The sequence below is a fragment of the Ornithinibacillus salinisoli genome (assembly GCF_042684965.1).
GTDB lineage: Bacteria > Bacillota > Bacilli > Bacillales > Amphibacillaceae > Ornithinibacillus > Ornithinibacillus salinisoli.
In genome coordinates this window covers 13733-37853 of the sequence record NZ_JBHUMI010000021.1, presented here as the reverse complement: position 1 = coordinate 37853, position 24121 = coordinate 13733, and the positions used below count along the sequence as shown (strand labels likewise).

Genomic DNA, 24121 nt, shown 5'->3' with positions numbered 1-24121 from the left:
ACGGAGATGCATCTATTGATAGGGTCTTATTTCTTGGCAATTTGCTTTCTCCGGCTGGACAAAGGAAGCTTCGGAAGCAATACATCGCATGTAGACATAAAATAGGGATATCGTACGTCATCGTGCGTTGTCCCTATTTTCGTTATAAAGGTACTAGGCACAGGTTTGGATTCATCTACATAGTCTATAGGAGCAATGTGCTTTCAATTTCTGTGAAGGCTGTGAGGTGGATTTATGGTATCTTTATCAATTGGTGATTTAGTTACAAGATTATCATATAAGAACGATCTGTTATTTCGTATTGTTTCACTCAAAGAGAAAAGAGCTATTTTACATGGAGAAGATATTCGCTTAGAGGCAGATGCTCCGATAGATGACTTAATCCGAGTGGAAGATCGTGATTTACAGAAAAGAAGACTAAAAGTAAAAGAACAAGAGGAATTTTCTTATCGATTGTTTCGACAAGATTTTCATTTAATGAAGGAAAAAAGGGAGTACCAATCTACAGATGGATACCAATATACAGAGTATTTTCAATTACCGGCAAGTGTTCTACATTTGGACGGAGATCAAATGTATTTGCGAAAATGCATAACACTTTATCAACGATTGGGATTACAGGTTCATGGTGTTCATATTAACGAAAAGGAAATGCAGTTTGAGATTGGAGATCTAATTCGGAAGATACAGCCAAATATTATCGTTATAACGGGTCATGATTCTTTTTCCAAGAATAAAGGTAGAAAAAATGACCTTCGTGCTTATAGACATTCAAAATTCTTTGCCGAAACTGTTCGCGAAGCAAGGAAAGTTGTTCCCAATTTAGATGAACTCGTAATATTTGCTGGAGCTTGTCAATCACATTTTGAATCACTCATTCGAGCGGGAGCGAATTTTGCGAGTTCACCTTTGCGAATTAATATACATGCACTTGACCCCGTATATATTGCTGCCAAAATAGCATATACACCTTTTATGGAAAAAGTAAGTGTATGGGATGCATTACGCAATACATTAACTGGTGAGAAAGGCATGGGCGGCATCGAAACGAGAGGGCTACTTCGTACAGGTATGCCTTATTTAGAAGAAGATCAAGATCAGGGTCAAGATGATGAAGAACATACTACGTACAGCTAGATTATTGGAATTTCCAATAATCTAGCTGTACGTGTTTTAATTTTATTCAAATATACATTAAAATTCATACATAATTTGTTAACATTTTGAAATAATATACGTAATAGCTAAATTAGTTGTTGACAGGAAAAAACATATCTTGTTATAATATAATATTTTATTTGACTATAAAACAAGCTTGTGTTATGATGTAACTACAGTGAGGTGGAGTGTATTGGCTAAAACATTAATCGAAATTAAGCAAGGTCTTGAAGGTCAAGTCGGAAAACGTCTAACACTGAAAGCCAATGGTGGTAGAAGGAAAACAATTGAGCGATCCGGTATTTTAGCAGAAACCTATCCTTCTGTTTTCATTGTTGAATTGGACCAAGAAGAAAATGCATTCGAACGTGTTTCATACAGCTATGCAGACGTATTAACTGAAACAGTAGAATTAAGCTTCCTAGATGAACGTACAAAAGCACTTTTGATGGAACAGTAAACAACGAGTTTGCTGTTCTATATTTTTATATATATTTTTTGGAAAATTTTAAAAAAGGGGAAATAGAGAATGAGTTTGGTACAAACTGGAACGGTGGAAGAAATATGGAAGCAAATTGAGGAGAAGCTACTTGAAAAAAAGAGTCCTTATGCCGATTTAAACACAACCTATGAATTTCAATTAATTGATGTAGAAGATAAGAAATATCAGTTAGTGTTTGAAGATGGCTCCGCAGCTATTTTTGATTACGTGGAGAAAGACCCTAGTTGTATTTTAAAAATGAAAGAAAAGTATTTTAGGAAATTTTTGCTTGGTGAACTAAACAGTACAACTGCTTTCATGACAGGTAAATTAAAAGTAGACGGTAATATTGGTTTAGCACTAAAATTAGAAGGCTTATTGAAGCAATACGATTTTTCAAATTGAAGTTGAACGAAAAAATTTCCTTTTCTGTATACATATAACATGGCTTGGATATATATATTTACATATACTATTGATGTCGTAGGAAGTTTTAACAGGAAAGGGGTTGTTCTTTCATGGCGCGACGCGGTGGAATGATGTCCGACCAATTGAAAGAAGAAATTGCAAAAGAGTTAGGCTTTTACGACACGGTACAACGAGAAGGTTGGGGCGGCATTAAGGCAAGGGATGCCGGGAACATGGTTAAACGAGCAATTGAAATAGCCGAGCAAAATATGCAAAACGGCAGATCCTAATAAGGATTTGCCGTTTTTTCTTATTGTCTAGGAAATTATAAAGTTTAATACCTGTGGATACTTCTTGGCAAGAACAGCCACGTCCAGCTCCAGCGCCCAGCGACTAGCGCAACTTCCCTCACCTCCGTACGATAACAGTTCGACATAGTCGAACATCCTAAATTCCTTCGGTTGCCGTGTTTCCTTTATCTCCTGCGGCTCAGTCCAGTTCGTACGTCGCTAAACGGGCGCTTGCGCTTTTGTTCTTGCTATATGCTAGGTTTCCTATGAGATAACAGTTGTTTTTCAGTTACCAGTCGCCTGGATTTTTTTATTATGATACAATTTGCTTACGTAAAGTGAAAACTGTTCAAAACTGTTTTTGCGAATGGGCGAAGGAAAAAAAGTAGGTGACGGATATGACTCTTTTTGAGAAGGCTCCGGCTAAAATAAATTTATCATTAGATGTTTTAGGAAAGCGAAATGATGGTCATCATGATGTAGAAATGATTATGACTACTATCGATTTAGCAGATCGAATTGAATTAGATAAATTGCAGGAAGACCGGATTGAAGTATCACTCTGGAGTAGGTATGTTCCAAACGATGAGAGAAATTTAGCTTATAAGGCAGCTAAATTATTTAAAGTGCAATATGGGATTAAGCAGGGTGTCCATATAAAAATTGAAAAAAATATACCTGTATCAGCTGGTTTAGGTGGTGGCAGTACAGATGCAGCGGCTGTATTACGTGGTTTGAACAAGCTTTGGGACGTAGGGGTTTCTTTAGAGGAACTTGCTTTACTAGGATTGAAAATTGATTCCGATGTGCCATTCTGTGTGTATGGTTCAACAGCAATCGCGAAGGGGCAAGGTGAGATCATTACAAGGCTGCCTTCTCCACCATCCTGCTGGGTTATATTAGCAAAGCCAGATATTGGAGTTTCTACAAAATCAATTTTTCATCGAGTTAATACGGATGTTATACCACACCCTCATACAAACGCAATCATACAAGCATTACATGAAAAGGATTTCCATAATATTTGCAATCATATTGGAAATTCTTTAGAAGCAGTTACGATGTCCATATATCCAGATGTAAAGCGGATTAAGCAAAAGATGGCTGTAGCAGGTGCAGATGGAGTTCTTATGAGTGGAAGTGGCCCAACTGTCTATGGGCTTGTACAACATCATAATAAGGCACAGCGCATTTATAATAGCATGAAAGGCTTTTGTCATGACGTGCATATTGTACGAATTACAGGATAAACTTGCTTAAAAACGTATATTAGTGGTATATTAAGAGGAATATATTCGGTTTTTGAGGTGTAGATATGAAAAGAAGTAGTCGGTTAGTATCACTAACAAATTTTTTCCTGGAAAATCCGAGACAACATCGAAACCTACCGTATTTTTCTCAGAAATATAACGCTGCTAAAGCATCTATGAGTGAAGACTTAGATATTGTTGATCAAATGTTTCGTGAAGAAGGATTAGGATATCTTAAAAGGACTTCTGGATCAGCAGGTGGGGTTATGTTTATACCAGAATCAACGCATGATAATGGGCTTGAGTTTATTGAGGAATTATGCAAAGAGTTAGAAGATCCAATTCGTATTTTACCAGGTGGTTATCTCTATATGAGTGATATCCTAGGGGATCCAAAAATGGTTCGAGAAATTGGACGGGTTTTTGCGTCGAAATTTTCCGATATGGATATTGATGTTGTTATGACCGTTGCAACAAAGGGAATACCACTAGCATATGCGGTTGCATCATTTTTGAGTGTACCTGTTGTAATCGTAAGAAGAGATCCAAAAGTTACCGAAGGATCATCTGTAAGTATTAATTATGTCTCCGGATCATCTAGAAAAATTCAAACAATGGTATTGCCTAAGCGCAGTTTACAAGAAGGTGCTAATGTTTGTATTATAGATGACTTTATGATGGCCGGTGGTACGATAACAGGAATGGTAAGCTTACTTGAAGAATTTAATGCAAATGTGGCAGCAATTGGAGTCTTAGCAGAGGCGGACGACGAAGAGGAAGAGCGTACGGTAGAAAAGTATACATCGTTAGTAAAGATTTCAGATGTAGATTTGAATACGAAGAAAATACAAGTACTACCAGGAAATTTCGCAGCAAATAAAAAATAATTTTTGTAAAAAACCTTTTTCTAACGAATAAGGTTTTTTCTTGGTCTTGGGAATTATAAAATGGAATGCTTTTGGATACTTCTTGGCAGGAACAACCACGCCAGCTCCGACGGACAGGAGGACGTCCTAGTATCGATGATGCCATAGGAGTAGGAAAAAGCTTCCGAGAAAAACATCGCACGCAGAAAAAGTGCATTCCTTTTTCAAGGATATGGCGTTTTTAGCCTGTAAGAGCGCTTGCGCTTTTGTTCTTTAAACGTGCAATTTATTAAATTTTTGCCTTTTTGTGTAAATAATTAAACTTTTTTCAATTTTAAGCAGGATTTATTTAATCTTTGTAGAATTATCTTTATTAAGTTAATTTTGCAAAGGTGGTGAAACAGCATGGAAGTAACTGACGTAAGATTACGCCGCGTTAATACAGAGGGAAGAATGCGAGCAATAGCATCAATTACGTTGGATCAGGAATTTGTTGTCCATGATATCCGGGTTATAGACGGAAATAATGGATTGTTTGTTGCAATGCCATCTAAACGCACTCCTGACGGTGAGTTCAGAGATATTGCGCATCCGATTAATTCAAATACACGTTCGAAGATCCAAGACGCAGTATTAGAAGAATATCGCCGTGCAGGTGAAGAAGTAGAATATGAGGAAGCTGGAGCTTCCTAAAAAATGAGAAAAACTAAACATCAAGAGGTCTAATCTTCACAGGATTGGCCTTCTTTTTTTGTATATAATACTTTCCTTCATGTGAATTTTTCCATATCTAATGTAACTGTTGAAATGAGCCTCTATTTAAGATATATTCAAATGGATAAAGTTAAATTGGAGGTTTCCTCATGGCGAATCGTTATGCAGTCATTCTTGCTGCCGGGCAAGGTACAAGAATGAAGTCAAAGTTATATAAAGTACTTCATCCGGTTTTAGGAAGACCGATGGTGCAACATGTTCTAGATCAAGTGAAAGCAGTAAGCCTAGATGAAGTAGTAACAATAGTTGGTCACGGAGCGGAATTGGTGAAAGAACATTTAGGAGAAGAAAGTAAGTTCGTACTTCAAGCAGAGCAATTGGGCACAGGTCACGCTGTTATCCAAGCAGAGAAGCTATTAAAGGATAAAGAAGGGACAACCATTGTAGTGTGTGGGGATACACCATTAATTACGAACAAAACTTATCTGGATCTTTTTGAGCACCATGAAAAGGAAAGTTCAAAGGCAACCATTCTAACTGCAATTGCTCCTAATCCATCAGGATATGGTAGAGTCATTCGGAATGAAAAGAATGAAGTCGAACGAATTGTGGAACATAAAGATGCCAATGAGAATGAACTCCGAGTAGAAGAAATAAATACTGGTACATATTGTTTTGATAATAAAGCTTTATTTGAAGCATTAAAAGAAGTATCAAATGATAATGTGCAAGGTGAATACTATTTAACAGATGTCATAGAGATTATGAAAAATAAATCCGAAAAAGTTAGTGCCTATGTAACTCCTGAATTTGAAGAAACATTAGGTGTGAATGATCGAGTTGCATTAGCACAAGCTGAAAAAACGATGAAAAAACGTATAAATGAGCAACATATGCGAAACGGCGTAACAATCATTGACCCTGAGAATACGTATATTCATCCAGATGTAATTATTGAACAAGATGTTGTTCTACATCCTGGTTCGATCATTACTGGAAGTTCGGTTATCAAAGAAAATGCTGAAATTGGACCTCACTCAGAGATCGCTAATTGTGAAATTGGTGAATCAACGATTATTAAACAAAGTGTTGCTACTGATAGTAAAATAGGTGACAGAGTAAACGTTGGTCCATTTGCTCACATTCGACCAGATGCAACCATCGGTAATGGAGCGAAGGTTGGTAACTTTGTTGAAATAAAAAAATCAACTCTTGGAGAAGGTAGCAAGGTTTCCCACTTAAGTTATATTGGCGATGCGCAAGTTGGAAGCAATGTTAATGTCGGATGTGGTACAATAACAGTGAACTATGATGGAAAAAATAAATATCTAACGACGATTGAAGATGATGCATTTATTGGCTGTAATTCAAACCTAGTAGCTCCAGTAACTGTAGGCAAAGGATCCTATATTGCAGCAGGATCCACGATTACAAAAGATGTCCCAGAAGGCTCATTGTCAATCGCGCGTTCAAAACAAAGTAACAAAGAAGGCTATGCAACTAGAATAAAAAACAGAAAAAAAGATTAACGGAGGGTAATTCCATGACATCTACTTACAAAGACAGATCTTTGAAAGTATTTACGTTGAACTCAAATCGTGCTTTAGCAGGAGAGATTGCAGAACATATTGGTACAACTCTAGGTAAGTGTACGGTATCTGCTTTTAGTGATGGAGAAATTCAAATTAATATTGAAGAAAGTGTACGTGGGTGTGATGTATATGTAGTTCAATCTACAAGTACTCCAGTAAACCGACATATTATGGAACTGCTCATTATGATTGATGCTTTAAAACGAGCTTCAGCAAGGTCTATAAATATTGTTATGCCATATTATGGATACGCTAGACAAGATCGTAAATCACGTGCAAGAGAGCCTATTACAGCTAAATTAGTTGCAAACTTATTAGAAACTGCTGGAGCTAATCGTGTGATTACACTTGACCTACACGCTCCACAAATTCAAGGATTCTTTGATGTTCCAATTGATCATTTACAAGGTGTTCCAATTTTATCGGATTATTTTGAAGCAAAAAACATTGAAGATCTTATTATTGTTTCACCAGATCATGGTGGGGTAACAAGAGCTCGAAAAATGGCAGATCGATTAAAAGCACCTATCGGTATTATAGACAAGAGACGTCCACGACCAAATGTTGCCGAAGTTATGAATATTGTAGGAAATATTGAAGGAAAAACAGCAATCCTTATCGACGATATTATTGATACTGCTGGAACGATTACGCTTGCAGCAAATGCATTAATTGAGAATGGTGCAAAAGAGGTTTATGCTTGTTGTACACATCCTGTGTTATCAGGACCAGCAATGGAGCGAATTGAGAGTTCACAAATTAAAGAATTAGTTATTACAAATTCAATTCCACTTCCTCCAGAAAAAAGGACGGAAAAGGTTACCCAATTATCTGTTGCTCCTTTAATTGGTGAAGCAATCATACGCGTGCATGAAGAACAGTCTGTAAGTATTTTATTCGATTAAAGGTTTATTTTAAGTTAAATAGGGGAATTTTACTATATGGAGCATTTTGATTGTAAATATTTCATAGGTTGAGAAAGTTTTGTCTAACAGCATGGATAATATCTAGTTTTCAAATAATGGAGGATGATGAAATCATGTCAGTTACATTGAAAGCAGTAAAAAGAGAAGATCATGCAAGATCGACAACTAGAAAACTCAGAGAAGGCGGACAAGTTCCCGCTGTTGTATATGGAAAAGAAAAAGAATCGAAATCAATTGCTGTAGATAGTATTGAACTTATTAAAACAGTACGTGATGAAGGGCGAAATGCAATTATTTCCTTAGATATTGCAAATGATACGCCAGTTGATGTTATGCTTCACGACTATCAATTGGACGCTGTTAAAGATGAGTTAGTTCATGCAGACTTCTATATTGTTAATATGGCAGAAGAAATGGATGTAGCTGTAGCTGTTCGATTAGAAGGTGAGCCGACTGGAGTAAAAGATGGTGGCGTCTTGCAACAAGCATTATATGAAGTGCAAGTTCGTGCGAAACCAAATCAAATTCCAGAAGAGATTACCGTAGATATATCGGCATTAGATACTGGTGATATTCTAACAGTTGCTGATTTACCAAAAGCAGCAAATTATGAAATTCTAGATGATACTGAATCAACAGTAGTTACTATCCTAACACCTACTACAAATGATGATGTGGAAGGAATTGATAATGAGCAAGGTGAACCAGAATTAGTTGGAGAAGCCCAAACAGAACGGAATGAAGATTAATAAATAAATTGCGTCCTGTAGCCAAGAAACGGACATCTGCAGGATAATATCTATTAGATACAACTTCCCCTCCTTAAAGGATATGATTAGATACATTCTTATGAGGAGGGATTGTTGTATTCTATCAATTTTTCTAAAAAACGAGGGAAACAAGCATGAAATGTATTGTAGGATTAGGGAATCCAGGGAGAAAATACAAAAAGACACGTCACAATATTGGTTTTATGGTTATTGATGAGTTGCTTCATCGTCATCGCTGGGGGCCGCTAAAAAAAGATAAATTTCATGGCAAACATACGATAGAGCATCTTCAAGGGGAAAAAGTAGTACTTCTCCAACCACAAACATATATGAATCTTTCTGGTCAATCTATTCGCCCATTAATTGACTTCTATGAAATTGCCCCAGAAGATGTATTGGTTATTTATGATGAATTAGATCTACCAACCGGTAAAATTCGTTTGCGACAAAAAGGTGGTCATGGTGGCCATAACGGTATTCGATCTATTATCGACCATTTAGGTACAAAAGAATTTAACCGAATACGAATTGGAGTTGGAAGACCAACTTCACCTATTCCTGTTGTAGATTATGTTCTAGGGTCATTTCCAAAGTCAGAGCAAGAAATAGTATCTGATAGTATTCACAAGGCAGCTGATGCTTGTGAAAAATGGTTGGAAAAACCTTTTCTTGAGGTAATGAATGAATTTAATGCTTAACCTATGCATAAGCATGTAATAAGTATAAATTTGTTTTTCATATCGTATAAAATAATCCTTTTCGGACAAACTTTAAAATATTGAATGGTTTATTCGAGGAGGTTATTTCCATGTCTATTGTCTATAAATGTAGGCATTGTGGAGATGTAATTGGACAGCTAGAACAACAAGTAATAGATACATCCATTCTAGGATGGGATAAATTATCGAATGAGGAAAAAAAAGAAATGATTGAATATCAAGCAAATGGAGATGTTCAAATCCAATCAATCTGTGAGAATTGTGAAGAGTCTTTGGGACATCATCCAGAATATCATGAATTAGACTATTTTATACAGTAGATCGTATAGGACAGGCTTTGGTTCAGGCAACCAAGGCATTTTTGCGTTTCATTACCCAGTTCATTTCATGATAAACATCGTACTAGGTTTACGGGCAGGAGTCCGTTTAATGGGGGTTATTGTGTGAAAGGTATTAATAAGTTTTTACAATCGAAAGAAGACATCCAATCGATTCTAACAGGTATATCTAATGGCATGAAAGAACAGCTAGTTGCAGGATTATCAGGTTCTGCTAGAAGCCTTTTAGTATCCATGATTGAAGAATCGACAAATAAGCCTGTCCTTCTTATTACATTTCAGTTAGTTCAGGCACAAGCATTATATGATGATTTGGTAGCATTTATGGGAGAGGAAAAGGTTCATTTATATCCTGTAAATGAACTGATTGCTTCAGAAATAGCAACCTCTAGCCCTGAGTTGAGAAGTCAACGTATTGAATCCTTAACAGAATGGACAACACAGAAGTCGGGTATTTTAATTGCACCCGTAGCAGCGCTAAAAAGAATCCTACCCCCTACAAACTATCTGGACAAATATCAATTAAACTTTACTATTGGTGAAGAAATTGAAATGGAAAGTTATTTGTCTTCCTTAATTGATATGGGTTATGAACGGGCATCAATGGTAACAACACCTGGTGAATTTAGTCGTCGTGGTGGAATAATAGATATATATCCTGTAACCGAAGCGAATCCAATTCGAATTGAATTATTTGATGAAGAAATAGATTCTATTCGTTATTTTGATGCAGAAACACAACGTTCATTAAATAAAAAAGAGAAAATAATTATTGGACCAGCTACCGAATTGTTATTACAGCAAGAAGATATACTATCCGGAGCGCAACGATTAGAAATAGCACTTGCTGAAACACTGAAAAAAATGAAATCTTCGGAAGCAAAAGAGGCATTAGTAGAAGAGATTGAACATGACATATCACGATTACGAAATTTAGAGCATTTTCCGGAGATGTACAAATATATTGGTTTTCTATATGAAAATCCTGCTAGTTTGTTAGATTATTTACCATCCAACGGATTAATTGTACTAGATGAAATGAGCAGAATTCAGGAAACTGCTACCAATTTAGATATGGAAGAAGCGGAATGGTATAGTAGCCTATTAGAAACGAATAAGACAGTAAAAGGAAGCAAATTTTCCTTTGATTGGTATACGATCTGGGGGAATATGCATGCACAACGATTATACATGTCTGTGTTTTTGCGACATATACCAAATACTCAACCACAAAATATTATTAATCTTTCATCTAGATCAATGCAGGAGTTTCATGGACAAATGCATTTATTTAAAAATGAGTTGATTCGTTGGGAAAAGGGAGGATTTTCTGTCGTTGTATTAGCTCCGAGCGAAAAAAGAGCAGAAAAAATTCATTCTATTTTTGCTGATTATGAGATTGAGGCTAATGTCACGAATAAACTAGAGCTTCCTGTGGAGCGCCCGACAATCGCGGTGGGTAATGTTAGTAGCGGGATAGAAATGCCTATGCATCGTCTTGTTTTAATTACGGAAAACGAACTATTCAAAAAGAGAAGTAAACGGACACGTAAAAAACAAAAGATTTCAAATGCAGAACGTATAAAAAACTACCAGGAATTGAAAATTGGTGATTATGTTGTCCATGCTAACCATGGTATTGGTCGGTATGTAGGTATTGAAACATTAGAGGTAAATGATAAACATAAAGATTACTTGCTGTTAAAGTACTCGGGAGATGACAAATTATTCGTCCCGATTGAACAAATTGACCTTGTTCAAAAGTTTGTTGGTTCAGAAGGAAAAGAACCAAAGCTTTATAAATTAGGTGGTAGTGAGTGGGCGAAGGTTAAACGAAAAGTACAATCCTCCGTGGAAGACATTGCAGATGATCTTATTAAGTTATATGCAGAAAGAGAAGCTAGGAAAGGATTTGCTTTTTCGGAAGATACAGACTTACAACGAGAATTTGATACATCCTTTCCATACCAGGAAACCGAAGATCAATTGCGATGTATTGCGGAAATTAAAGAAGATATGGAAAAGGAACGGCCGATGGATCGTTTATTATGTGGTGATGTAGGATACGGAAAAACAGAAGTTGCCATTCGTGCAGCGTTTAAAGCTGTTGCTGATGGAAAACAGGTTGCCATTCTCGTACCGACTACAATACTAGCGCAGCAACATTATGAAACGATTCGTGAACGTTTTCAAGATCATGCGATAAATATTGGTATTTTAAGTAGATTTCGTACAGCAAAACAGCAAAAGGAAACCATACAAGGATTAAGAAGAGGTCTTATTGATGTGGTCGTTGGTACACATCGTTTATTGTCCAAAGATATTGAGTATCATGATTTGGGATTATTAATAGTAGATGAGGAACAACGATTTGGTGTAAAACATAAAGAGAAAATTAAACAATTGAAAACAAATATTGATGTACTAACATTAACTGCAACACCAATCCCTCGTACATTACATATGTCTATGTTAGGAGTTCGAGATTTATCGGTAATAGAAACACCGCCCGAAAATCGATTTCCTATTCAAACATATGTAGCAGAGTACAATCCGATTTTAATTCGGGAGTCCATCGAGAGGGAAATGGCTCGTGGAGGGCAAGTATTCTTCTTATACAACCGGGTTGAAAGTATTGATAAAATGGCTCGGGACATTGGTATGCTTGTAGAAGATGCAAGAATTGCTGTAGCACATGGACAAATGAATGAAACAGAATTGGAAAATGTTATGTTTGGGTTTCTTGAAGGAGAGTTTGATGTCTTAGTTAGTACAACCATAATTGAGACGGGTGTAGACATTCCCAATGTAAATACGTTAATTGTGTATGATGCAGACCGAATGGGTCTTAGTCAGCTTTATCAATTAAGAGGTAGGGTTGGACGTTCTAATCGTGTTGCCTATGCCTACTTTACGTATCAAAAAGACAAAGTATTAACAGAAGTCGCAGAAAAACGTTTGCAAGCTATCAAGGAGTTTACCGAATTGGGGTCTGGTTTTAAAATAGCCATGCGAGATCTGTCCATACGTGGGGCAGGAAATCTTTTAGGTGCTCAACAACATGGGTTTATTGATTCGGTTGGATTTGATATGTATAATCAAATGCTAAAAGATGCTATTGATGCTAGAAAAGCTGGTAAAGATATGGAAGAGATTAAACCATTTGAACCAGAGCTAGCACTCGCTATTGATGCGTATATTCCAGATACGTATATTAACGACGAAAAGCAAAAAATTGACATGTATAAGCAATTTCAAACCATTTCATCAGAGGAAGATATAAACGATTTAAAAGACGAGTTAATGGATCGATTTGGTGATTACCCTGTAGAAGTAGAAAATTTATTTATTGTTTCTAATTTAAAGCGCTTAGCAAAAAAAGAAGAAGTAGAAACAATTTCCGAAAGTAACCGAAAAATCGAATTGCTATTGACCGAAAATCGTAGTCAGCTTATTGATGGTGCGAAACTATTTGAACTTGCAAATGAGTTCGGAAGAGGCATTCAGCTAGGAACAGAGAATAAAAAACTAAAGGTTATTTATAAGCCATCTAGAGATACCGTGCATCAACAATATGACATTCTTGGAAATTTTATAGATAAACTGGCAAAAGTTAATCGATAAAAACAGAAATTGGCATTTCATGTATACTTCTTTCAAAGATGATCCATACTAAGCAAACACAACTGGTGTTATTTTCCCATTCAGAGAGGAATAGGAAAGACTTGTTGTATCCATTTAGTTCTTAGTTTTTGATATAAACATCAAAAACATACGCTCTCACCATTAGTGCAATAATAGGCTTAAGTTAAGGTGCGCCTAAAAAAATCATCATAGAAAGCGAGGCTTCATAACCTAATGAAGGCAACTGGAATTGTAAGACGGATTGATGATTTAGGTAGAGTAGTCATCCCGAAAGAAATTAGAAGAACGTTACGTATACGTGAAGGAGATCCATTAGAGATTTTTATTGATCGTGAAGGTGAGGTTATTCTAAAAAAATACTCCCCAATTAATGAACTAGGAAATTTTGCAACAGAATATGCTCAAGCGCTTTTTGATTCGCTACACCATCCCGTATTAATCTGTGATCGAGACGAAATAATTGCTGTAGCGGGTGAATCGAAAAAAGATTATTTAAACCAAAACATAGGACAACATTTAGAAAAAGCGATTGAAAACCGTTCTGTAATAACAGAAACTGAACCAAAAACTGTAGAAGTACTTCAAGGAAAAGAAGAAGAACTAAACGCATACTGTCTTAGCCCTATAATAGCAAATGGTGATCCAATTGGTTGTGTGATGTTATTTTCTAGAGAAGGAAAGCTTAGTGAAGTAGAGCAAAAATCAATAGAAACTGCAGCAAGTTTTCTTGCAAAACAAATGGAATAAAGAGAACTGATGGGTGAAAATTAGTACTATCTACTGATTTTTACCCTTTTTTAGTATGTAATTTAAGGATGCAAATCTCTTAGGTTGTTTAGGCATCAAGCTTAACTATGCTATAATATGACATTATAAGTCCATGAACACATCATGTAGATGGGCTGCAAAAGGGCGTAACTATTATGGCATCAAACAAAATAGTAAAAGGGGCACTACTACTTACTCTAGCAGGATTAATTAGTAAAATTCTTAGTGCCGGTTATCGGATTCCGTTACAAAATTTAACCGGAGATATAGGATTTTATGTTTACCAACAGGTATATCCAATTTTAGGGATTGCATTTGTGTTAGCATTATATGGTTTTCCCTCTGCCGTATCCAAAATAGCTGTAGAGTTAAAATCAGAAGGTAAATTACTTTCCTTTACTCGGTTTTATGTACCAGTATATTTAATTCTTCTCGGAATAAATATGGCATTATTTTTATTTATCAGTTTAAATGCAGATGCATTAGCACGGTGGGTAGGGGATGAAAATTTAAACCATACATATAACCTTGCCGCTTTCGTATTTCTATTCATACCACTATCCGCATTACTTCGTGGAGCTTTTCAATCTGGATTTCACATGAAGCCGACAGCATATTCTCAAATAGGGGAACAATTATTTCGGGTGGCCTTCATCATATTGGTGGCATATTTTGTTGCTTACCATGGAGGAGAATTATACGATATTGGACTAGCAGGTGGGATAGCTTCTATCATCGGTATGATTACAGCAATCATTATTTTAGGATTATTTTTTATAAAATATAAACCGATGCAAAAAGATACCTATGCTATTCCATGGAACTATTACTTACGAACGATCTTAATCTTTGGTATTGTTGCTTCGCTTAATCACATGATTTTACTCGTTATCCAATTTGCGGATACATTTACTTTGGTTCCTAGTCTAATGGAGTACGGGCTATTCCAACTAGAGGCAATGGAAGCGAAGGGGGTATATGACCGTGGTCTACCGTTAATTCAACTTGGTGCTGTTCTTGGATCTTCTTTTGCTTTAGCACTAATTCCTGCTATATCAAAGCGAAATATAGAATCGGATACCAAGACATTCTATAAACATATAGAGAGCTCGTTAACTTTTAGCTTTTATATTGCAGCTGGGGCAACGATTGGATTGATCGTTATATTCCCAGAAGCGAACATGCTGTTATTCCAAAATGATAAAGGAACCAATGCATTAAGAATATTAGTGGTAGCTATATTATTAAGTTCTTTAGCGATTACCGCATTATCTATTTTACAAGGTATCGGTTATATGAAGAGGACAGCAGGATTTATATTCGGAGCATTTTTTATGAAATGGGTCTTGAATCAAATTCTTGTACCATTTTTTGGGATTAATGGAAGTGCACTTGCGACGGTATTAAGCTTAGGGGCATTATGTGTGATTTCGTTATTTGAGTTAAAACGAAAGCTGCCGGGTCTATTGTTATTCACAAAAATTCGATGGGGAACATTCTTAACGGCTAGCTGTGTGATGGTTTTGTTTTTAGTAGTAATGGATATGGTAGTGGTACATAGTGAATTTCATTCTAGAACCGCATTACTTATCTATGTCCTTACTATCATTTGTATTGGAGCGGCGTTATATATAATCATCCTGCTACGTGGCAGAGCGTTTACAGAAGAAGAATTATCCATGTTACCATTTGCAGATAAATTAATTCGTTTACATAGGAGGAACTAGCGTGAACATAGATATTATCGGCCTAGGAGCAGGCGATATCGATCAATTGCCTTTAGGTGTATATAAAAAATTAATCAATACAGAAAATCCTATTTTTGTACGAACACTGGATCATCCTGTCATACAATCACTACAGCGAGAGGGTATGAAATTTGAATCCTTCGACACAATTTATGAACAACAAGACCAATTTGAATCAGTCTATCAACAAATTGTCGAATTATTAATTCAGCATGCAAAAAGAAATACAGATATCATTTATGCAGTTCCTGGACATCCTATGCTAGCAGAAAAGACTGTTCAGCTTTTAATAGAGCAATCGGAGGTGAAGACGACTGTCCTTGGAGGACAGAGCTATTTAGATGACCTGTTCATTGCATTACAAATTGATCCAATAGAAGGATTTCAATTTGTGGACGGTACATCTTTTAGACGGAGTGAACTAACTTACAGACAGCATATCGTATTCTGTCAAGTATATGATCGATTTATTGCTTCTGAAGTCAAATTAGCGCTACTAGAGGATCTGCCAGCAGATTATGATGTTACAATTATTGAAGCGGCAGGTAGTACTAAGCAAGTAATGAAAAAGGTACCGTTAGAGGAATTGGATCATTCCATGGAAGTAAGTAATTTGACCAGTGTGTATGTTCCACCTGTTCCTGAACATTTGTTAAATCATACCTTTAATCGCCTAAGGGAAGTGATCGCCGTACTTAGAGGACCAAATGGTTGTCCATGGGATCAGAAGCAAACCCATGAATCACTTCGGGAATATGCCATTGAAGAGGTTTATGAATTGATTGAGGCTATCGACGATCAAGACGACGAAGGAATTGTAGAAGAATTAGGTGATAATTTACTACAAGTGATGCTCCATAGCCAGATTGGAGAGGATGACGGTTATTTTACAATAGATGATGTCATTCGTTCGATTACCGATAAGATGATCTATCGTCACCCCCATGTTTTTAGTACGACAAAAGTAGACTCTGTGGATGATGTATATAAAAACTGGGATGCTTTGAAAAAAGAGGAAAAGGGAGAACAGCGTCCATCCATATTAGATGGAGTACCAAAGCAGTTACCTTCCTTAGTTAAAGCATTTAAATTACAAAAGAAAGCAGCAAAAGTAGGATTTGATTGGGATGATGTAAATGATATTTGGAAAAAGCTAGAGGAAGAAATAGAAGAAGTAAAAGTTGCTATAGAAGAAGGAAATGAAAAAGAAATAGAGAAGGAACTAGGGGATGTTCTATTTGTCTTAGCAAATATTTCACGCTATTATAAAATAAATCCTGAAGTTGCTTTAAATCTTACCAATCAAAAATTCATTTCTCGCTTTTCCTATATTGAGAGACAAATACAAGAACAGGGAAAAGATATGCAAAAAACAGACTTAGAAGAAATGGATTATTATTGGAATCAAGCGAAGAAGAGAGAGTGAGAAAATGCGTTTAGATAAATTTTTAAAAATTTCCCGTTTGATTAAACGTCGTACCTTAGCAAAAGAGGTAGCAGATCAGGGAAGAATAACGATTAATGGTAATCAAGCTAAAGCTTCAACTAATGTAGCCGTTGGTGACGAGCTAATCATTAAGTTTGGTCAGAAACTAGTAACTATTGAAGTAGTCACGTTGAAAGAAACGGTGAGAAAAGATGAGGCAGAAATGTTGTATAACATAATAAAAGAAGAAAAAATTAATGCTTAAAGTTCTATACTTGTCCCTCCTATCATAAGGTATTAATGATAAGGGAGGAATCGTATATGAACTATTATTATGATAAAGAAAATAGCACTAGAAATGTTCAGCAGCAAGACCATCAATTAAAGATTAATAATCGTAAATTGTTAGAAATCACTGGTGTCAAAGAAGTTGATAGTTTTGATAATGAAGAATTTCTATTAGAGACAGTGATGGGCTATTTAATTGTTCGTGGCCAAAATTTACAATTAAAAAATTTAGACGTAAGTGAAGGTGTTGTATCGATTAAAGGTAAAATATATGAGCTTTCCTATGTAGATGAAAACCATCAGGAGAAAGCTAAAGGGTTCTTTAGCAAGCTATTTAAATGACATTAAGCGTACAATTCTTGACGATGATCGCGATGGTGTCTGGTGGATTTTATTTAGGAATAGCACAGGAAACTTTTCGCCGATTTGCGAGACATTGGAAAGATCATATAATCTTAGTCTATTTTATGGAAATTAGTTTTTGGCTATCACAAACATTTATTTTGTATTTTATTTTGTTTCGAGTAAACGCCGGTGAGTTAAGGGTATATGTGTTTGTAGCTTGCTTACTTGGTTTTGCTATTTACCAAGTAGTGGCTGCAAACATGTATAAGCGAATACTTGAACGGTTAATTGCCATTATTACAGACATCTATCGATTTATGGTAAAAGTAGTTACTGTTTTGATTATTAAACCAATCCGACTTCTCATCCAAGGCCTCATTGTATGTATAATTTTTCTGTTAAACACTTTATGGGTTATTTGTAAATACATTTTGATTATCCTCATCACCCCATTTAAATGGGTCTTAAACGTGATATACCGTCTTCTTCCTAAAAAAATCCATTTATTTTTTCACAATCTAGCAGGATTTTATAGTAAAATAAAGAATATATGTAGGAAGTGGATAAAGTATATCACGTTTAAGAGGAGGTAATGCTATGCCTGAGAAGAAAAAATCAGTAGCAAGATTAGATTCGAATTATATGCAGAAGTACGATGCATACATAGAGAGACAAAAACGAAAGAAACAACGCCTAGTTCGTCGTCTTGTTCTTTTTTCAGTCATAGTAGCACTTGCTATTGGTACGATGGTAACATACCATTACAAACAACGTTCGTTACATGCAGAAAAATTAGAAGAATATAAAGCGTTAGAAGAGCAGCTTGCCAAATTAAAAGAAAATGAAGAAGAATATAAAGAAGAAATTCAGTTATTAAATGATGAAGAATATATATTGGATATTGCACGTACAAACTACTTCTTATCCAAAAAGGGAGAACTAATTTTTAAAATTCCTGAAGAAGACCCGTCATATTGACACACTTTTACAAGCTTAGCTATAATATATAAGTAAGTATATTTTTAAATCTTAAGGAGGAGCATTTTTTTTATGTCAATCGAAGTAGGCAGCAAGCTGCAGGGAAAGGTAACAGGTATCACTAATTTTGGTGCTTTTGTTGAACTTGGAGAAGGAACTACTGGCCTTGTCCATATTAGTGAGGTTGCCGACAACTATGTCAAAGACATTAATGAACATTTATCTGTTGGAGATGAAGTGAAGGTAAAGGTTATTAATGTTGAAAAGGATGGAAAGATTGGTTTATCTATTAAGAAAGCAAAAGATAAACCAGTACGCCAAAGGAACACAAGAGAACGTACAGAATCATTTGAAGCGAAAATGAATCGTTTTCTTAAAGATTCTGAAGACCGTTTGGCCTCTTTAAAGAAGCACACGGAATCCAGACGCGGGGGTCGAGGTGCTAAAAGAGGATAGCAGTTGCTGTCTATAGAGAATGCTCTATAACTTTTAATCATAATAATATTGTCAATGACGGAACATCGGTTGCTGTCCGATGTAGAAAAAAATAAGCGCAGCGTTTCGATATCTTGAGGAAACAAATGAACGAAGCAGCCCTGTGATCGGACATTGGTTCCCGTTATCAATGTGGTAGAAACAGATTTAATGTCCGTAAACTTCAACAAACGCATGGATTTTATTTTATCCATGCGTTTTTGCGTGTGCAATATAATATAGAGACTATTCAAAAAAACCTGTACTGTAATCAGTACAGGTTTTTTTATATGAATAGCGGCGGAGGGGATCGAACCCCCGACCTCACGGGTATGAACCGTACGCTCTCGCCAGCTGAGCTACACCGCCGTATAAAGCCAACAAAAAATATATTACATGAGGATTCGAATTGTGTCAATAGATTTTTTTGTTTCGACATCATTTAAAAGAGCTAATAGAAGGGAAGATAAGGGGTTTAGACAGCAGGGATACAATTTATTCCATAATTTAATAAATATAAACCACTGTTCAATTGGGCATTTGGGCATAATTTTAGCTTTTATTTTGTAAGTACTCCTAGAATCAAGTCGAACGATTTTTTTGATTTGCTCTCTTGTTTTGACAAATTCAGAAAGCTTTTTATGGTTTAATATGCTTCTAAGAGGGAGTGGTTTAAATATGATGGAATCAATTCCAAGTATGGAAACGAAAGCCTTAGATGTAGAACAAACCAGCCTGGAGAAATTTCGGAGAGGTATTTATACACGCTTTAAAAGCCTATTACTTGAACGCGGATGGCTATTTGTAATTGTTGGGTTTTTGCTTGGACGAGCTGTTATTTTATCCGTAGTATCCCCGTTTGCAGTTGCCTTTTTAGCAACCCTTTGGTTTGTGCAAAAAAGTCATGCGCCCAAAGCAATGCTAGCCATGCTTATAGGAGCTCTTACATTTTCTATGCAGCATAGTATTTTTATTGGAATTGCCATGTTTTTATTTATATTATTGGCAGGGATCTTTAAAAATACCAATCATCAGCAAATAAAAGTACCACTATTTGTATTTGCTGCAACTGTTTCACCAAGATTATTTTTATTTTCACTTTCTGGACAACTATCATCCTATGATTGGATGATGTTACTTGTTGAAGGAGTGTTAGGGACGATCTTAGTATTAATCTTTATGCAAAGTGTCCCCTTATTATCACCAAAAAGATACAAACCATCGTTAAAAAACGAAGAGATTGTTTGTATGATTATCTTAATAGCCTCTATTTTAACTGGAATGGTAGGCTGGGAAATGTATGGCGCATCCATGGAGCAAGTATTTTCCCGGTATTTTGTATTAATCCTAGCGTATGTTGGTGGTGCGGCAATCGGTTCTACAGTCGGTGTTGTTGCAGGGTTAATATTATCCCTAGCAAGTGTAGCGAATTTATATCAGATGAGCCTATTGGCATTCTCTGGGTTACTTGGAGGCTTACTAAAAGAAGGAAAAAAATTAGGAGTAGCAACAGGGCTGTTAGTTGGAACCTTTTTAGTTGGGATTTATGGAGATTCGGGAGCTATAGTTCCTTCATTTATTGAATCATTGACAGCTATTTTTCTTTTTTTCATTACACCTGCAAGCTGGTTTAATAAAATTTCTAGATATATTCCTGGAACCGAAGAGCATACGAACGAACAAGAGCAATATTTACAAAAAGTTAGAAATGTAACTGCTAAACGCGTGGAACAGTTTTCTGATGTATTTGCTGCTTTATCGAAGAGCTTTATAAATGCGGAAAACTATTCTCAAGATGAAGAAGAATCTCAGCGAGAGACAGACTATTTCTTGAGTCAGGTAACGGAGAAGACGTGCCAAACTTGTTTTATGAAAGAAAGGTGTTGGCAACAGCAATTTGATACGACCTATTCTTTAATGGAAGAAATGAAAGATGATTATATGGAAGGAAAAGAGCCTGCTAGGAAATTAATTCGAGATTTTGAAAATCACTGTATCAAATCGAAAAGAGTAATGGATACGATGAAAGAGGAAATGTCATATTTTGATGCAAACAGAAAACTAAAAAAACAAGTACTAGAGAGCAAACGCCTTGTTGCAGAACAATTGCAAGGTGTATCTGATGTCATGGAAGATTTCGCAAAAGAAATATTAAAAGAACGGGAACATCATGAAAAACAGGAGATGCAAATTATTCATGCATTAAAGTCAATGGGAATGGAATTAGAAAAACTTGATGTCTATCAACTAGAAAAAGGAAATGTTGATATAGAAATGGCGGTATCCTTTTACGACTATCGTGGTGAAGGGGAAAAATTAATCGCCCCAGTTTTATCAGATATTTTAAATGAGAATATTATTTTAAAACATGAGGAAATATCACCTTTTCCTAATGGTTATTCATTCCTGCAATTTGGTTCGGCGAAAGAATATGCAGTTGAAACAGGGGTTGCACATGCAGCCAAAGGAGGCGGCATTGTTTCCGGTGATAGTTATACAATGATAGAGCTCGGAGCAGGTAAATACGCTATGGCGATAAGTGATGGAATGGGAAATGGTGCTAGAGCAAATGAGGAGAGTGGAGAAACATTACGATTACTCCAGCAGATTTTACAAACGGGCATACCTGAAAAAGTAGCTATAAAATCTATTAATTCTATTTTAGCACTTCGAACGACGGATGAAATGTTTGCTACCTTAGATCTCGCGGTCATTAATTTACACAATGCATTTGTGCGCTTCTTAAAAATAGGGTCGACACCAAGCTTTGTAAAACGAGGTGACCAAATGCTGAAAATCGAAGCTAGTAATTTACCAATGGGAATTATTCAAGAATTTGATGTAGATATTGTCAGCGAACAATTATTGTCAGAGGACCTATTAATCATGATGAGCGATGGTATATTTGATGGTCCAAAACATGTGGAAAACACGGATATTTGGGTAAAGCGAAAAATTCGAGACATGGAAACAGATGACCCACAAGAAATTGCTGATTTGTTACTAGAAGAGGTTGTTCGTACTAGATCGGGTGCGATAGAAGATGATATGACAGTACTTGTGGCAAAAGTGAAAAAGAATACACCGGAATGGGCATCTGTTCCATTATACAAAGATAAAGCCCAGTAACTTTGAAACTACCTCTCTATGAGTAAGAAAATCTTGGAGAGGTAGTTTTTATATCTGGCTTTAGTGTTCTGCTTTTCCATGTATAATTCCTCTATCTTTTGGCGATGATGGTAGTGGAAAAAGTTGGAGGTGTTAGCGTTGAAAAAGGGGACTTTGAAACAAATTCTATTAATCACAGATGGCTGCTCCAATAAAGGAGAAGATCCAGCAGCAACAGCAGCCCTTGCCCATCAGCAAGGAATTACCGTTAATGTCATCGGGATTTTAGAAGATGACCAAACAGAAGATCCTGAAGGTTTGCAGGAAGTAGAGGAAATTGCTTTATCTGGTGGAGGTGTCAGCCAGCTCGTTTATAAACAAGCTTTATCTCAAACCGTACAAATGGTAACCAAGCAGGCGATGACACAAACGTTACAGGGGTTTGTAAATACGGAACTAAAGCAAATACTCGGTTCCGAGCAATCAATGGAAGATTTAGAACCGGAAAAACGTGGAGAGATAATGGAAGTTGTAGAAGATTTAGGAGAAACATGTGACTTAGAAGTACTCGTATTAATTGATACAAGTGCAAGCATGCATGACAAGCTTCCTACTGTAAAGGAAGCATTAATTGATCTTTCGATTAGCTTAAATGCTAGAATCGGTCGTAATCGTTTCTGTATTTTTAGTTTCCCAGGCAAACGAAAGGATATTGAAAAAGTATTTGATTGGTCACCGAAGCTGGATGCTGTATCTACAGTATTTCCTAAGCTAACAAGTGGTGGGATAACACCAACAGGACCTGCAATACGCGAAGCAATGTACCAGTTTGGTAAGAAAAGCTTACTAAGGAGCTTTAGAAAGAATGATGAACAAGACATCGAAAACGCTTGATTTTGAATTAAGGCCTGGTATGAAAGTGACCGGTAAATGGCATAAAAAAACCTATTTGATTAAACGAAAACTTGGTAATGGAGCGATCGGATCCGTATATTTATGTGAAGTAAATGGCAAACAAGCTGCACTAAAAATCAGTGATAAAAGTTCATCAATGACGATGGAAGTTAATGTTCTAAAGTCGCTTGAAAAGGCCCAAGGAAATCGTCTTGGGCCTTATTTATTGGATGTGGATGATTGGGTGACAGCGCAAGGTAGTAAGTATTCATTCTATGTCATGGAATATGTTCGAGGTGTTCCCATGGCTGAATTTATTAAGAGCTATGGTAGTGAATGGATTGGTGCATTTATGCTGCAGCTACTAGAAGACCTTGAACGTTTACATCAATCAGGCTGGGTATTTGGGGATCTAAAAACCGAGAACCTTTTAGTTGCATCTTCCCCACCAAAAGTGCGCTGGATTGATGTAGGTGGTACCACTCAAATTGGTCGAGCAATTAAAGAATATACGGAGTTTTATGATCGGGGCTATTGGGAATTAGGATCAAGGCGTGCGGAACCAAGCTATGATTTATTTGCTTTTGTGATGGTATTTTTAAGTGTTTATTATCCAAAACGATTTCCAAAAGGATCCAATCCACAAGCAACTATTTTTAAAAAGATTAATGATGTGAAAGAACTGAAGGTATATAGTTCTTCATTGAAAAAAGCAATATTAGGTAAATATCGTAGTAGTGCTGAAATGAAACAGGAAATTACAACAATTTTATTTCATGTTCAGAAACGATCGCGAGCAAAGCAACAAAAAACTACCGATAAACTACCATTTGTAGTAGAGTCAGTAGGAATTATAATCATCGCAATTGGGTATTACCTTTCTTCTATGATTATTCCATAATATGATACTATATAAGTACGTGTTCAATTGAAGG

General features: G+C 36.1%; 24 protein-coding genes and 1 tRNA gene. 24 read left to right on the top strand and 1 reads right to left on the bottom strand.

Features of this window, described 5'->3' with window-relative positions:
• Positions 1-234: 234 nt before the first annotated feature.
• From yabG to ACFSTA_RS17910, 21 genes are all read left to right on the top strand, one after another.
• Complete coding sequence (gene yabG, locus ACFSTA_RS18010) at positions 235-1137, top strand: sporulation peptidase YabG (protein WP_377558225.1); 903 nt, start codon at positions 235-237, stop codon at positions 1135-1137.
• A 214-nt stretch (positions 1138-1351) separates the two neighbouring features.
• Entirely contained in the window at positions 1352-1618 is a 267-nt protein-coding gene (gene veg, locus ACFSTA_RS18005) for a biofilm formation stimulator Veg (protein ID WP_377558224.1), read from the top strand.
• A gap of 69 nt (positions 1619-1687) precedes the next feature.
• A complete protein-coding gene (locus ACFSTA_RS18000; RefSeq protein WP_377558223.1) occupies positions 1688-2044 on the top strand; it encodes an SCP2 sterol-binding domain-containing protein in 357 nt (118 codons plus the stop codon).
• 113 nt (positions 2045-2157) lie between these two features.
• Positions 2158-2337, top strand: a complete 180-nt coding sequence (locus ACFSTA_RS17995; protein WP_377558222.1) for a small, acid-soluble spore protein, alpha/beta type — start codon at positions 2158-2160, stop codon at positions 2335-2337.
• A 398-nt stretch (positions 2338-2735) separates the two neighbouring features.
• Positions 2736-3587, top strand: a complete 852-nt coding sequence (gene ispE / locus ACFSTA_RS17990) for a 4-(cytidine 5'-diphospho)-2-C-methyl-D-erythritol kinase (RefSeq protein ID WP_377558347.1) — start codon at positions 2736-2738, stop codon at positions 3585-3587.
• Positions 3588-3652: 65 nt separating this feature from the next.
• On the top strand, positions 3653-4474 hold the full coding sequence (gene purR / locus ACFSTA_RS17985; RefSeq protein ID WP_377558221.1) for a pur operon repressor: 822 nt from the start codon (positions 3653-3655) through the stop codon (positions 4472-4474).
• A 384-nt stretch (positions 4475-4858) separates the two neighbouring features.
• Positions 4859-5146, top strand: coding sequence for a septation regulator SpoVG (spoVG, locus tag ACFSTA_RS17980; protein ID WP_047980716.1), 288 nt, complete (start codon positions 4859-4861; stop codon positions 5144-5146).
• A gap of 170 nt (positions 5147-5316) precedes the next feature.
• Positions 5317-6696 carry a bifunctional UDP-N-acetylglucosamine diphosphorylase/glucosamine-1-phosphate N-acetyltransferase GlmU gene (gene glmU / locus ACFSTA_RS17975; protein WP_377558220.1) on the top strand — a complete coding sequence of 460 codons (1380 nt, stop codon included), beginning with the start codon at positions 5317-5319 and terminating at the stop codon, positions 6694-6696.
• Positions 6697-6710: 14 nt separating this feature from the next.
• The gene (locus tag ACFSTA_RS17970) at positions 6711-7664 is read left to right on the top strand and encodes a ribose-phosphate diphosphokinase (RefSeq protein WP_377558219.1); all 954 of its coding nucleotides are present in this window, start codon (positions 6711-6713) and stop codon (positions 7662-7664) included.
• Positions 7665-7798: 134 nt separating this feature from the next.
• Positions 7799-8434 (top strand): 50S ribosomal protein L25/general stress protein Ctc, encoded by a 636-nt coding sequence (locus ACFSTA_RS17965; RefSeq protein WP_377558218.1) that lies wholly within the window; start codon positions 7799-7801, stop codon positions 8432-8434.
• A gap of 155 nt (positions 8435-8589) precedes the next feature.
• Positions 8590-9153, top strand: coding sequence for an aminoacyl-tRNA hydrolase (gene pth / locus ACFSTA_RS17960; RefSeq protein WP_377558217.1), 564 nt, complete (start codon positions 8590-8592; stop codon positions 9151-9153).
• Positions 9154-9263: 110 nt separating this feature from the next.
• Positions 9264-9494, top strand: coding sequence for an anti-sigma-F factor Fin (locus ACFSTA_RS17955; RefSeq protein ID WP_377558216.1), 231 nt, complete (start codon positions 9264-9266; stop codon positions 9492-9494).
• A 123-nt stretch (positions 9495-9617) separates the two neighbouring features.
• Positions 9618-13136: a transcription-repair coupling factor gene (mfd, locus tag ACFSTA_RS17950; RefSeq protein ID WP_377558215.1), complete on the top strand. Its 3519-nt coding sequence runs from the start codon at positions 9618-9620 to the stop codon at positions 13134-13136.
• 234 nt (positions 13137-13370) lie between these two features.
• The gene (gene spoVT, locus ACFSTA_RS17945; RefSeq protein WP_377558214.1) at positions 13371-13904 is read left to right on the top strand and encodes a stage V sporulation protein T; all 534 of its coding nucleotides are present in this window, start codon (positions 13371-13373) and stop codon (positions 13902-13904) included.
• Positions 13905-14080: 176 nt separating this feature from the next.
• Positions 14081-15652 carry a putative polysaccharide biosynthesis protein gene (locus ACFSTA_RS17940; protein ID WP_377558213.1) on the top strand — a complete coding sequence of 524 codons (1572 nt, stop codon included), beginning with the start codon at positions 14081-14083 and terminating at the stop codon, positions 15650-15652.
• Position 15653: 1 nt separating this feature from the next.
• Positions 15654-17099 carry a bifunctional methyltransferase/pyrophosphohydrolase YabN gene (locus ACFSTA_RS17935; protein ID WP_377558212.1) on the top strand — a complete coding sequence of 482 codons (1446 nt, stop codon included), beginning with the start codon at positions 15654-15656 and terminating at the stop codon, positions 17097-17099.
• 4 nt (positions 17100-17103) lie between these two features.
• Positions 17104-17364, top strand: coding sequence for an RNA-binding S4 domain-containing protein (locus ACFSTA_RS17930; protein WP_377558211.1), 261 nt, complete (start codon positions 17104-17106; stop codon positions 17362-17364).
• A gap of 56 nt (positions 17365-17420) precedes the next feature.
• Complete coding sequence (gene yabP, locus ACFSTA_RS17925) at positions 17421-17729, top strand: sporulation protein YabP (protein ID WP_377558210.1); 309 nt, start codon at positions 17421-17423, stop codon at positions 17727-17729.
• Positions 17726-18325, top strand: coding sequence for a spore cortex biosynthesis protein YabQ (gene yabQ, locus ACFSTA_RS17920; RefSeq protein ID WP_377558209.1), 600 nt, complete (start codon positions 17726-17728; stop codon positions 18323-18325). The genes yabP and yabQ overlap by 4 nt, the downstream gene beginning before the upstream one ends.
• 4 nt (positions 18326-18329) lie before the next feature.
• The gene (locus ACFSTA_RS17915) at positions 18330-18710 is read left to right on the top strand and encodes an FtsB family cell division protein (protein WP_377558208.1); all 381 of its coding nucleotides are present in this window, start codon (positions 18330-18332) and stop codon (positions 18708-18710) included.
• A 72-nt stretch (positions 18711-18782) separates the two neighbouring features.
• Positions 18783-19166 carry a S1 domain-containing RNA-binding protein gene (locus tag ACFSTA_RS17910; RefSeq protein WP_377558207.1) on the top strand — a complete coding sequence of 128 codons (384 nt, stop codon included), beginning with the start codon at positions 18783-18785 and terminating at the stop codon, positions 19164-19166.
• A gap of 313 nt (positions 19167-19479) precedes the next feature.
• On the opposite strand, the gene ACFSTA_RS17905 is transcribed toward ACFSTA_RS17910, so the two are convergent.
• Positions 19480-19553 (bottom strand) — tRNA-Met (locus tag ACFSTA_RS17905).
• Positions 19554-19862: 309 nt separating this feature from the next.
• Between ACFSTA_RS17905 and spoIIE the strand changes: the two genes are divergently transcribed.
• From spoIIE to ACFSTA_RS17890, 3 genes are all read left to right on the top strand, one after another.
• Positions 19863-22313, top strand: coding sequence for a stage II sporulation protein E (gene spoIIE / locus ACFSTA_RS17900; protein WP_377558206.1), 2451 nt, complete (start codon positions 19863-19865; stop codon positions 22311-22313).
• Between the two features lie 138 nt (positions 22314-22451).
• Positions 22452-23186 carry a VWA domain-containing protein gene (locus tag ACFSTA_RS17895; RefSeq protein ID WP_377558205.1) on the top strand — a complete coding sequence of 245 codons (735 nt, stop codon included), beginning with the start codon at positions 22452-22454 and terminating at the stop codon, positions 23184-23186.
• Positions 23158-24087 carry a protein kinase domain-containing protein gene (locus ACFSTA_RS17890; protein ID WP_377558204.1) on the top strand — a complete coding sequence of 310 codons (930 nt, stop codon included), beginning with the start codon at positions 23158-23160 and terminating at the stop codon, positions 24085-24087. Before ACFSTA_RS17895 ends, ACFSTA_RS17890 begins: the two co-directional genes overlap by 29 nt.
• The last annotated feature ends 34 nt before the right edge of the window (positions 24088-24121 follow it).